Source organism: Pseudoleptotrichia goodfellowii, from assembly GCF_007990505.1.
Classification (GTDB): Bacteria; Fusobacteriota; Fusobacteriia; order Fusobacteriales; family Leptotrichiaceae; genus Pseudoleptotrichia; species Pseudoleptotrichia goodfellowii.
In genome coordinates this window covers 1972381-1985411 of record NZ_AP019822.1, presented here as the reverse complement: position 1 = coordinate 1985411, position 13031 = coordinate 1972381, and the positions used below count along the sequence as shown (strand labels likewise).

General features: G+C 31.3%; 11 protein-coding genes. All 11 read left to right on the top strand.

Going from position 1 to position 13031, the window contains the following annotated elements; translation table 11 throughout:
- Positions 1-20: 20 nt before the first annotated feature.
- The 11 genes from xylF (at position 21) to FVE72_RS09525 (ending at position 13026) form a co-directional block, all read left to right on the top strand.
- A complete protein-coding gene (xylF, locus tag FVE72_RS09570; protein ID WP_146966565.1) occupies positions 21-1058 on the top strand; it encodes a D-xylose ABC transporter substrate-binding protein in 1038 nt (345 codons plus the stop codon).
- A gap of 18 nt (positions 1059-1076) precedes the next feature.
- Complete coding sequence (locus tag FVE72_RS09565) at positions 1077-2627, top strand: xylose ABC transporter ATP-binding protein (protein ID WP_026738158.1); 1551 nt, start codon at positions 1077-1079, stop codon at positions 2625-2627.
- Entirely contained in the window at positions 2596-3741 is a 1146-nt protein-coding gene (locus FVE72_RS09560) for a sugar ABC transporter permease (RefSeq protein WP_146966563.1), read from the top strand. Before FVE72_RS09565 ends, FVE72_RS09560 begins: the two co-directional genes overlap by 32 nt.
- A 30-nt stretch (positions 3742-3771) precedes the next feature.
- Positions 3772-5094: a xylose isomerase gene (gene xylA / locus FVE72_RS09555; protein WP_006808250.1), complete on the top strand. Its 1323-nt coding sequence runs from the start codon at positions 3772-3774 to the stop codon at positions 5092-5094.
- Positions 5095-5312: 218 nt separating this feature from the next.
- The gene (gene xylB, locus FVE72_RS11310; protein ID WP_006808223.1) at positions 5313-6785 is read left to right on the top strand and encodes a xylulokinase; all 1473 of its coding nucleotides are present in this window, start codon (positions 5313-5315) and stop codon (positions 6783-6785) included.
- 12 nt (positions 6786-6797) lie between these two features.
- Positions 6798-8261, top strand: a complete 1464-nt coding sequence (gene nhaC, locus FVE72_RS11305; RefSeq protein ID WP_006808241.1) for a Na+/H+ antiporter NhaC — start codon at positions 6798-6800, stop codon at positions 8259-8261.
- Entirely contained in the window at positions 8254-9429 is a 1176-nt protein-coding gene (locus tag FVE72_RS09545; RefSeq protein WP_026738157.1) for a MalY/PatB family protein, read from the top strand. Before nhaC ends, FVE72_RS09545 begins: the two co-directional genes overlap by 8 nt.
- A gap of 89 nt (positions 9430-9518) precedes the next feature.
- Entirely contained in the window at positions 9519-11090 is a 1572-nt protein-coding gene (locus tag FVE72_RS09540) for a type 2 periplasmic-binding domain-containing protein (protein ID WP_036056203.1), read from the top strand.
- Positions 11091-11232: 142 nt separating this feature from the next.
- Positions 11233-12378, top strand: a complete 1146-nt coding sequence (locus FVE72_RS09535; RefSeq protein ID WP_006808251.1) for an ROK family transcriptional regulator — start codon at positions 11233-11235, stop codon at positions 12376-12378.
- Between the two features lie 101 nt (positions 12379-12479).
- Positions 12480-12773, top strand: a complete 294-nt coding sequence (locus FVE72_RS09530; RefSeq protein ID WP_006808221.1) for a hypothetical protein — start codon at positions 12480-12482, stop codon at positions 12771-12773.
- Positions 12757-13026 (top strand): type II toxin-antitoxin system RelE family toxin, encoded by a 270-nt coding sequence (locus FVE72_RS09525; protein WP_006808266.1) that lies wholly within the window; start codon positions 12757-12759, stop codon positions 13024-13026. Before FVE72_RS09530 ends, FVE72_RS09525 begins: the two co-directional genes overlap by 17 nt.
- Positions 13027-13031: the final 5 nt, after the last annotated feature.

Below are 13031 nucleotides of genomic sequence, written 5' to 3'. Positions count from 1 at the left end.
AAAAAAACGGAGGTAGTATTATGAAAAAGATATTATTATTAATGGGATTATTTACTTTGTTTTTAGTGTCGTGCGGAGGAAATAACGGAGGAGATTCTAAAGCGGGAACAGACGGAGCTAAAAAGAAAAAAATAAAAATAGGTATGTCCATTGATGATTTGAGATTGGAAAGATGGCAAAAGGACAGAGATTTATTTAAAAAAATGGCTGAAAGTCTTGGAGCGGAAGTAGTAGTAATATCTGCAAACGGAGATTCTCAAAAACAGCTTACAGATTCTGAAAATTTACTTTCTCAAGGAATAGATGTACTGGTTGTAATTCCTAATAACGGACAGGTTATGGCACCGATAGTTGATCAGGCTCATAAAGCGGGAGTAAAAGTGTTGGCTTATGACAGACTTATTACCGATTCCGATGTAGATTTTTATATATCGTTTGATAATGTAAAAGTCGGAGAGCTTCAGGCTCAAATAATAGTAGAAAAAGCACCTAAAGGAAATTATTTCCTAATGGGAGGCTCGCCTACAGACAACAATGCGAGAATGTTCAGAGAAGGACAAATGAAAGTATTGAAACCTCTTATTGATAAAGGTGATATAAAAGTAGTAGGAGATCAATGGGTAAAAGACTGGCTTCCTGAAGAAGCATTGAAAATTATGGAAAATGCTTTGACTGCCAATCATAATGACATAACTGCAGTAGTAGCTTCCAATGACAGTACGGCAGGCGGAGCAATACAGGCTTTAAATGCTCAGGGACTTGCAGGGAAAGTACCTATTTCAGGACAGGATGCCGATTTGGCTGCGATAAAAAGAATAGTAGCAGGAACACAAACTATGACAGTTTACAAACCTATAAAAACTCTTGCTGAAAAAGCCGCAGAAATAGCCATTAAATTGGGCAACGGAGAAACAATCGAGTCAAACGGAGAAGTAAATAACGGTAAAATAAATGTAAAATCTTATTTATTGGATCCTATTTCAGTAACTAATGCAAATATAAAAGAAACTGTAATTAAAGACGGATTCCAAAGTGAAAGTGATGTTTACGGAAAATAATTTTAGCGGGGTCGAATAATGGATAGCAGAGAAATTCTTGATATGAGGCATATAACTAAAGATTTTTCGGGAGTAAAGGCACTGGATGATATTGCTATAAAGGTTAGAAAAGGTCATGTTCATGCTCTTTGCGGAGAAAATGGAGCCGGAAAATCGACATTGATGAAAGTATTAAGCGGAATTTACCCTTACGGAACATATGACGGTGAAATTTATTTTGACGGAATAATCTTGAAAAATAGAGGTATAAAAGATTCCGAAGAAAAAGGGATCTCAATAATACATCAGGAACTTAATCTTGTTGATGAACTTTCTATTATGGAAAATATATTTCTCGGAAATTTTATAACGAAAAACGGAATTGTGGATTATTATAAAATGTATCAGGAAACAGGAAATATATTGAAAGAGCTTAAAATGGATGTAGCTCCCGATATATTAGTAAAAGAATTGGGAATAGGACATAAACAGCTGGTAGAAATAGCAAAAGCACTGTCAAAAAAATCAAAACTGATTATATTTGATGAGCCTACAGCTTCATTAACGGAAAAAGAAACCGATATATTGCTGAATATTATAAAAGAACTCAAAGAAAAAGGCGTAACGTCAATATATATAAGTCATAAACTTGAAGAAGTGATGAAAATATCCGATGAAATAACAGTAATAAGAGACGGAAAATTTATAGAATGCAGAAAAACTTCCGAATGTACTAAAAATGATATTGTAAAAGCAATGGTCGGAAGAGAATTAAGCAGTTTCTATCCTGAAAAAAATAATAAAATCGGAGATGTAATCTTTGAAATAAAAAATTATAACGTATTTGACAATTCAGGAAAACAAAAAGTAAAAGATATAAATTTGACACTGAAAAAAGGAGAAATTCTCGGTATATCGGGATTAATAGGTTCAGGAAGAACCGAGTTGATTTCAAGTATTTTCGGTACTTATGAAGGTTACCGGAAAGGTGAGTGTTATTTCAAAGGTGAAAAAATAAATATAAAATCAACTAAAGAAGCCTTGAAAATGGGTATATCTATGGTTCCTGAAGATAGAAAAAAAGACGGAATAATAGCCGATATGTCTGTTGAAAAAAATATGACTTTATCAAATTTAGATAATTATACGAAAAAACTAAATTACGTAGATGTTTACAATGAAGATAAGGACGTGAAAAAATATATTGAAATCTTGAAAATAAAAACTTCCGGAACAGATCTCGAAATAAAAAATTTGAGCGGAGGAAACCAGCAGAAAGTAGTACTTGCTAAAAATTTAATGGTTAATCCGAAAATAATAATTCTCGATGAGCCTACAAGAGGTGTAGATGTAGGAGCGAAATATGAGATATATAAAAACATAGTCGAACTTGCAGAACAGGGTATAAGCATAATAATGGTTTCGTCAGAATTGCCTGAAATATTGGGAATAAGTGATAGAATTGTCGTAATGCATGAAGGTGAAGTAAAGGGAGAATTTATCAATAAAAATATTACACAGGAAATGATAATGGAAACTGCTATCGGAGGAGATAAAAATGAGTTTGGTAACGAAATTAAAGAAAGCTAAAAATTCAAATACATTTATTATATTTTTAGCACTTTTAGTAATATGGGCAGTATTTATATCTGTAACAGGGGGAAATTTTATAAATTCCAGAAATATATCAAATTTGTTAAGACAGATGTCAATAACGGGAATATTGTCAATAGGAATGATATTTATAATTATTTCAGGAGAAATAGATTTGTCCGTAGGCTCACAAATGGCTTTGCTCGGAGGGATAGCGGCAATTATGGATGTTAATTTGAAAATGCCTTTTATTTTAACAATAATTGTAACATTAATTCTGGGTTTTGCTTTCGGAATATGGAATGGATACTGGACAGCTAATAAAGGTGTTCCTTCGTTTATAGTTACATTGTCGGGAATGCTTGTATTCAGAGGAGTATTGATAGGAATAACAGGCGGAAAAACAATTTCTCCTATAAGCAAATCATTTGAAATATTGGGGCAAAGCTATATTCCTAAAAGTTTGAGCTATATAATCGTGATTATTTATATAGGATATATGATTTATTCAAAATATAGCGAAAGAAAAGCGAAAACTGTAAACGGTATAGAAGTTCCGACACTTAGAGAAGATTTGACAGGGATAATAATAAGCGGAATATTAATGTTTTTAGGTGTTATAATTTTAAACAGTTATGAAGGAATACCGACTCCTGTTTTACTAATGGGTCTTTTAATTGCAGTATTTTCATTTGTATCCAATAAAACAGCTTACGGAAGAATAGTATATGCTATCGGAGGAAATATAAATGCAGTCAAGTATTCGGGAATAGATACAAAAAAAATAAAAATGATTATTTATATAGTAAACGGATTTTTAGTATCAATTGCAGGGCTTGTTTTAACGTCAAGATTGGGAGCAGGTTCGGTTTCTGCGGGAACAAATGCCGAACTGGATACAATAGCCGCCTGTGTAATAGGAGGAGCCAGTCTGTCAGGAGGAAAAGGAAAAGTAACCGGAGCTATATTGGGAGCTTTGATAATGGCGAGTCTTGATAACGGAATGAGCATGTTAAACGTAGAGCCGTCATGGCAATATGTAGTAAAAGGATTAATATTGTTATTTGCGGTATTGTTTGATGTACAGTCACAAAAAAATAAAAAAAATTAAAATTACTAACGAAAGGAACGGTATAAATTTATGAAAGAGTTTTTTCCTGAAATAAAAGAAATAAAATATGAAGGGGCTGAATCAAAAAATGATTTGGCATTTAAATACTACAATAAAGATGAAGTATTAGGCGGAAAAACAATGAAAGAGCATTTGAGATTTGCAATGAGTTACTGGCATACATTGAAAGCTCAGGGAGTGGACATGTTCGGCGGAGAAACAATGGACAGAGAGTGGAATAAATATGAAAATGTATTGGAAAGAGCAAAAGCAAGAGCAAATGCAGGATTTGAATTTATGCAGAAACTCGGTTTGGAATATTTCTGTTTCCATGACAGAGATATAATAGATGAAAGTATGATGCTCGCAGACAGTAACAAACTTCTTGATGAAATAGTAGATCACATAGAAGAACTTATGAAAAAAACAGGGAGAAAATTATTATGGGGGACAACTAATGCTTTCAGTCATCCGAGATTTGTTCATGGAGCTTCTACTTCTCCCAATGCTGATGTATTTGCGTATGCTGCAGCTCAAGTAAAGAAAGCTATGGACATAACTAACAGATTGGGCGGAGAAAATTACGTATTATGGGGAGGAAGAGAAGGATATGAAACATTACTGAATACTAACTCTGAATTGGAATATGATAATTTTGCAAGATTTTTGAAAATGGTAGTAGATTATAAAGAAAAAATAGGATTTAAAGGGCAACTTCTTATAGAGCCTAAACCGAAAGAACCTACAAAACATCAATATGACTTTGATACTGCTACAGTTTTGGCATTTTTAAGAAAATATAATCTTGATAAATATTATAAAGTAAATATAGAGGCAAACCATGCAACTTTAGCAGGACATACATTCCAACATGAGTTAAATCTGGCGAGAATAAACGGTGTTTTAGGCTCGATAGATGCCAATCAGGGAGATATGCTTTTAGGATGGGATACAGATCAATTCCCGACAAATATATATGATACGACTTTAGCAATGTATGAAGTAGTTAAAAATAAAGGACTCGGTTCAGGAGGACTTAATTTTGATGCAAAAGTAAGAAGAGGTTCTTTTGAGGATAAAGATTTATTCTTAGCTTATATCGCAGGAATGGATACTTTTGCCAAAGGACTCAAAATAGCATATAGATTATATGAAGATAAAGTATTTGAAGATTTTATTGATAAAAGATACGAAAGCTATAAAACAGGTATCGGAAAAGATATAATTGATGGAAAAGTGGGATTTGAAGAACTGTCCAAATATGCCGAAACTTTAACAGAAGTAAAAAATAATTCAGGTAGACAGGAAATGCTGGAAAGTAAGTTGAATCAGTATATATTTGAGGTGAAATAGTTTTATCTACTTTTTTGAAAAAAAGTAGCAAAAAACTGACCGACCAAAATTTTACTAACTCGAAATAACTTCATTTCACTATAAAAACAACAAACTCGCTACGCTCAGACAGTTGTTTTTATAACGTTGCATTCGTATTTCTCAAAGTAAAATTTTAATGTCGGAGAAGTGAATTTTTAAAAAGGAAGATAATGATAAAATGTATTAAGGAGGATTGTATGCTGTATTTAGGAATAGACTTGGGAACTTCAGGAATGAAAATTATTGTTATAAATGAAAAAGGCGAAATAAAAGTATCCGCTTCAAAAGAATATGAAGTTAATTATTCAAATAACGGCTGGTCGGATCAAAATCCTGAAGATTGGGTAAAAGCAATGAAAGAGGGAATAAAAGAAATTTCTCAAAAAATAAATATTAATGAAGTAAAAGGTATAGGAATATCGGGACAAATGCATGGACTTGTTATTTTAGATGAAAATAAAAAAGTTCTGTATCCCGTTATACTTTGGAATGATCAGAGAACAGTTGAAGAATCAGATTATCTGAATAACGAAATAGGAATTGAAAAACTTGTAAAATGTACTTCAAATATTTCTTTTACGGGATTTACTGCCTCTAAACTTTTATGGATTAGAAAAAATGAACCTGAAATATTTTCCAAGATAAAGTATATAATGCTTCCTAAAGATTATTTAGGGTATGTATTGACAGAAGAAATATTTACTGATGTGTCCGATGCTTCGGGAACATTGTTTTTTGACGTAAAAAACAGAAAGTGGTCGGAAGAAATGACAGAAATATTAGGGATAAAAGAAGAATCTTTGCCTAAATCTTTTGAATCCTATGAGATAATAGGAAAATTGACTGAAAATATAAAAGATGAATTTGGAATAACTGAAGACATTCCTGTGGTAGCAGGTGGTGGAGATAATGCCTGTGGAGCAGTAGGAGCAGGAGTAATAAATGAAGATAAAATATTGATTTCGTTAGGTACTTCGGGAGTAGTTTTTATTCCTCAGGAAAAATGGAAACTTCCTGAAAAAAACAGTATGCACACATTTTGTGATGCCAACGGGAAATATCATTTTATGGGAGTAATATTATCAGCAGCTTCATGTTTGAAATGGTGGGTGGAAGAAATACAGGACGGAAATTATACAGTATTGTTGGATGAAGCGTTAAAATCACCAATAGGAAGTAATAATTTGTTCTTCTTACCTTATCTTACAGGGGAAAGAACACCTCATTCGGATCCTTATGCGAGAGGAAGTTTTATCGGATTGAATGCATCGCATACAAGAGGAGATATGACAAGAGCGGTTTTAGAAGGTGTAGTGTTTGCTTTGTATGATTCATATAAACTTGCAGATAATCTTAATCCCGACACAATAAGAATAATAGGCGGCGGAGCAAAATCTGAATTGATTAGAAAAATTATTACTGATCTGTTTAATATAAAATCCGAAGTTTTAACGGTACAGGAAGGACCATCATACGGAGCAGCATTACTGGCTATGTTTGGTGTAGAAAAAATAGAAAACAGAAACGGAAAATTAAGAGAATTAATTAAAATTACGGATATTTTAGAACCGAATTCAGAAAATCACAAAGAATATAAAAGAAGATATGAAGTGTATAAAGGTTTATACAGTTCATTAAAAGATGAATATAAAAAAATAAATAGTTTGTAAACGGAGGAAAAAATGAAAAGAAAAGTAAGCTTTATAGAAGCGGTAATGCCTATAATATTTATGATACTACTTTTAGGAATAGGATACGGAATATACGGACTTCGTGCGGAAATACTGATGCTTATATCTGCAAGTCTGGCAAGTATTATAGCTGTAAAAAATGGATACACATGGGATGATATAATGAATTCCATAGTAAATAAATTATCAAAAACAATGCCTGCAATTTTGATTTTAATAATTGTAGGACTTTTAATCGGGAGCTGGATGATAGGCGGAACAATACCGATGATGATATATTACGGATTAAAAATAATAAGTCCTAAATTTATAATAATTACATCTTTTCTTGTTACAGCATTTGTTTCAATTTGTACGGGAACTTCATGGGGATCTGCAGGAACAGTAGGAGTAGCACTTATGGGTGTGGCAGCAGGTATAGGAGCACCATTACCTGTTGTTGCCGGAGCTGTAGTTTCAGGAGCGTATTTTGGAGATAAAATGTCACCGTTGTCTGATACTACAAATTTAGCTCCTATTGCAGCGGGAACGACTCTATACGAGCATATAGGACATATGGTTTGGACTACAGGACCTGCATTTATTTTGGCTTCAATAGTATATACATTAATAGGATTTAACATTTCTTCCGGAAATGCTGTTACACCTGAAAAAGTAACGATAATATTAGATACATTAAACAGTATATTTAATTGGAATTTGTTAGTCTTATTACCTCCTGTAATAGTTTTATTCGGATCAATAAAGAAAAAGCCGACAATTCCTGTTATGCTAATATCAAGTGCAATTGCATTGTTTAATGCCGTAGTTTTTCAACACTTTACATTGCAACAGGCTTTTGAGGCTACCATAGACGGGTTTAATATTTCAATGGTTTCAGGATTAAATACTGAAAATATCATTGCGGATATACCGAGACTATTAAACAGAGGAGGAATGAATTCTATGCTCGGAACAGTATTAATCGCATTTTGTGCATACGGATTTGCAGGAGCGATAGCGGTTACGGATTCATTAGATATAGTTTTGAAAAAACTGTTAAAAAATGTAAAGTCTACAGGAGGATTAATACTGTCTACATTGATTTCATGTTTTGTTGCGGTATGTGTTACTTCTAACGGACAATTATCAATACTTATTCCGGGAGAAATGTTTAAGAACAAATATCTTTCAAAAAAATTACATCCTAAAAATTTATCAAGAACATTGGAAGATGGAGCTACAGTTATAGAGCCGTTAGTTCCTTGGACAGCTGCAGGAGTTTATATGGCGACAACTTTAGGAGTAAAAACATTAGAATATTTGCCGTGGGCGATTTTATGTTATTCAGGATGTATTTTTGCAATAATTTGGGGGTATTCAGGTAAATTTATAGCAAAACTTGATGAAAAAGATAAAATTTATCAGGAATATTTAGAAGAAGAAAAAAATAAAGGAGGTATAGAAAATGAGTAATTTTGACAGAATAATAGACAGATACGGTACAAATTCAGCAAAATGGGATAGTTTTATTCAAGGAAAAAAAGGAGAATATTTGCATATGGCAGTTGCCGATATGGATTTTCGCTCTCCCGAAGAAATGATAAATAAAATGAACGAGATAGTAAATCACGGAGTTTTTGGATATACAATTTTACCTGAAAGCTATTATCAGTCAGTAATAAACTGGTTTTCAAAAAAGCATAACTGGGAAATAGATAAAGATTGGATAGTATATTCACCGAGAATAGGAATAAGTATAAGCTTAATTATACAAAATATTACAGAAGTCGGGGATGGAATAATACTTCAAACACCTGCTTATCCGATGTTAAATGATGTTATAGTTAAAAACAAAAGAAAAATTATAAGAAATCCTCTAATTTTAAAAAACGGAAAATATGAAATGAATTTATCTAAATTAGAAGAGAAAATAGATAAAAATACAAAAATATTTCTTTTGTGCAATCCCCATAATCCCACAGGAAAAGTGTTTTTGAGAGAAGAATTGGAGGAAATTGTTGAATTTTGTAAAAAACATAATTTGATATTGATTTCGGATGAAATCCATTGTGATTTGGTATTTTCGCCTTATAAGCATATTCCTATAACAAGTATATCTAAAGATGCAGAAAATTTAGGAATAGTTTGTAATTCTATAACTAAAACTTTTAATGTTCCGGGAGTAATAGCATCAAATTTAATAATTCCGAATAAACAAATTAGGGAACAGGTTTCAGAAATACTGGATAAAGCCATAATACACAATCCTAATATTTTTGGAGCGGGAATAACTGAAGAAGCTTATAATAAATGTGAGTATTGGGTAGAAGAGGTTATGAATTATATAAAAAAGAACAAAGAGTATCTTGAAAAATATATATCGGAAAAAATTCCTCAATTGGAAGTAATAAAATCTGAAGGAACATATTTAGTATGGGTAGATTATAGAAAATTAAATATTCCAGAAGAAGAATTAAATAGAATTTTATTGGAAAAAGCGAAACTAAAAATTTATACAGGAAGTCATTTCGGTGAAGAGGGAAAAGGCTTTATAAGAGTAAATTTAGCAACCCCAAAGAAAAATATTGAAGAATTTTTGAATAGATTTTATAATGTTCTGAAAGAGGAAAAACTGATATAATTTTATACAGAAAAATATTGACAAAATATAAATATAGGATAAAATTTAATAGTAATAATTTTTAAAAATATAGAGTGGAGGAAAATATAATGTCTGAAAAAATTATATTTAAAAAGATTTTATTTATTTTAATAGTTGTGCTCTTTTTTTCCTGTGAAAAAGAAAAATTCAAAATGAATGAAAATAAGAATTTGAAGGGATATTTAATTACTGAAAAAGAAACAGAATTGTCTATATTTGCAATGGATTCGGGAAAAGCTTTAAATACTGAATGGCCGATATTCAAAAAAGCAACAGAAATGACAAATATCCGTTTAAAAAACGTTGCATCACAAAATCAGACAAATCAAACTGAAGCATATAATTTACTTGTATCTTCGGGTCAATTACCCGACATTGTATCATATATGGATACGGCAGTACTGGAAAGACTCGGAATGGAGGGCGGGCTTGTTCCGTTGGAAGATTTAATAGAAAAATATGCTCCAAATATCAAAAAATTCTGGGAACAAAATCCGAGATATAAAAAAGATGCGATTGCTGCAGACGGTCATATCTATGTTATTCCGAATTATTATGATTATTTTAATTCTATGCCGTCAACAGGGTATTTTATAAGAAAAGACTGGCTGAAAAAATTGAATTTAAAAGAACCAGAAACTACCGAAGAATTATATAATGTACTTACCGCATTCAGAGATAAAGATCCTAACGGTAATGGAAAAAAAGATGAAATCCCTTTTTTCTTTCGTTCAGAGTCTCCGAAAGATACGATAAGATTATTGGTTGATGTATTTAAAGCAAGAACATTCTGGTATGAAGATTCTGCAGGAAAAATAAAATTCGGGGCTGTACAGCCTGAATTTAGAGAGGCGATAAAAAACATTGCCCAATGGTATAAAGAGGGACTTATAGATAAGGAAATTTTTACAAGAGGATTAGTTTCAAGAGATTATATGTTATCTAACAACATAGGAGGTTATACTAATGACTGGTTCGGAAGTACGGCTTCCTATAATGAAAAATTAGGAAAGAATATTCCCGACTTTGATTTAGCTTTTATTGCTCCGCCAAAATATAAAAATAATAATCAGACTTATCAGGCAAGAACGACTGAGTACGGTGCATGGGGTATAAGTTCAAAATCAAAAAAAGTAATAGAAGCTATTAAATATTTTGATTTCTGGTACAGTGAAGAAGGACGACGATTATGGAATTACGGAATAGAGGGAAGTGAATGGGTATTGAAAGACGGAAAACCTTTATTTACTGATAAAGTTTTAAATAATACGGAGGGGAAAACTGCTTTACAGGTACTTAAAGAAACAGGAGCACAGTTTAGGCTGGGAGTTGCTCAGGATGCAGAATATGAGAGACAATGGTATCCTAAAGAGGCTGTTGAAGCAATAGATACATATATTAAAAACAATTATGTTCATGAGTTATTACCATCCTTAAAATATACAAAAGAAGAAGCAGAAGATTTTTCCAAAATAAATACACAATTAAATGCTTATGTAGAAGAAATGTCTCAAAAATGGATTATGGGAGTGTCAGATGTTGATAAAGACTGGGAGGAATATATAAAAAGAATAGAACAGATAGGATTAAAAAAAGCAGAGCAAATACAGCAGAAAGCTTATGATCGATTTATGAAATAAATTTTATATTTTAGAGAGAATTACATAAACGATTAATTCTCTCTTTTTATATTTAATAATTTCAAGGCAAATTATTTTTAATAAGGAAAATATGATATAATACACAATATAAAAAATATTCTTAATTATGTAGGAGAAAAATATGGAGTTGGTACCAAATAACTATCATAAAAAAATTTTAAGTTATATATATTCTCAAAAGAAAGTTACAAAAGTTCAGCTATCAAAGTACATTGATGTTACAATACCTACAGTAACTCTCTATTTGAATGAATTAGTAAAAATAGGACTCATAAAAGAAAGTGGAGTAATTAATTCGGAGTCAGGCAGAAAGCCGGTTATATTTGAAATAAATCCGGAAAATATTTATACTGTCGGAATAGAAATAAGACAGGAAAGTCTGACACTGATAATACTTAATTTAAATTTATGTACGATATACAAATTACAGGAAAAGTATAATATAAATAATCTCGAAGAAGAGCTGAAAAATATTATTTATAAATCGATTGTGCATAGTAAAATAACTATAGATCAGATATTGGGTATAGGTATTGCATTTCCTGGAATTGTCAACGACAGAAAACTGAAACTGGAAGAATCTCCTATAGTAAATATAAAGGATTATTCTCTTGAAGGATTAAAAGAAACTTTTAAAATGCCGATCTATATAGGAAATGAAGCTGATTATGCTGCATATGCCGAAAATCTTATAGGAAGCTCGAAACAATACAGAAATTCCATTTATTTGTCTATTTATGAAGGAATCGGCGGGGGAATAATTATGGAAAATTCCATTTATTCGGGAAGTCTTCAACATGCAGGAGAAATAGGGCATATGGTTATTGATTATAAAGGAAGGCAGTGTGAGTGCGGAAGAAAAGGCTGCTGGGATAAATATGTATCATCAAAAATAATAGATAAACTGATTAAAGAAAATAATTTAAAAGGTTTGGATGAATTAATAGACATTTATGAGAAAAAAAGTAATAACAATATTTTTAACCAAATGAACGAATACTTTGATTATCTCGCTACAGGAATAATGAATCTTTTTCTGATTTTTGATTTGGACTGTGTTATTGTCGGCGGAATTTGGGCACCTTACGAAAATAAAATAAAACCGATTTTAATAGAGAAAATTAAAAAAGAAAACTGTAAATTGGGCAAAAATTCCGAAAAGATTATATTTCCGAAACTTTTAACTAAAGCTTCAGCTATAGGAGCAGGGATTATTCCATTTTCAAACATCTATGATTTTAATTTGATTTTGAGAGGGATGGAGTAAGCATACCTTATACATAATACATACTTGACATAAAGTGTGTGTGTTGTGTATAATGAAATTGTAATAGAAAAAGATGTAAAAAATTGATAGGAGTTGATAAAATGGCTAAGGAAGTTTATCGTGAAGGAATGTTAAGAAAAAATATTACAATAAATTCAGATGATTTTTACATTGTAGACAGATTTGCCAAAAAAATCGGAATTAGTTTTTCTGAATTGGTCAGAAAAGCAGCTGTAAATTATGTTAAAGAACAGGAAGAACTTGATTTATCTGCTTTTTTACGTGCTCATTGTTCTACTGTTCCTGAAGATGAAGAGTATGAAATTGTTGAAGCAATGAAAAATAAAGATAAAAAAGATAAAGGAAAGGAGATTAAGATTGAAGATCTCCTATAAAGTAAAGTATTTAAAAAAAGCAGAAAAATTTATGAAAAAAAACAAAGATTTCGGGAAAAAGTTTTTTAAAAATTTTTCCGAATTATCAGAAGACTTTTATAACAATTTTCAAAATTTTGATATAGAATATTACAGGTCTATACCGAATTCATTTAGAATGAGAATAGGTAAATATAGAGCCTTATTTACTGTCGAAGATGAAATAAGAATTATTGAAGTTATTGAGATTAATAGTCGTGGAGATATTTACTAAGATAA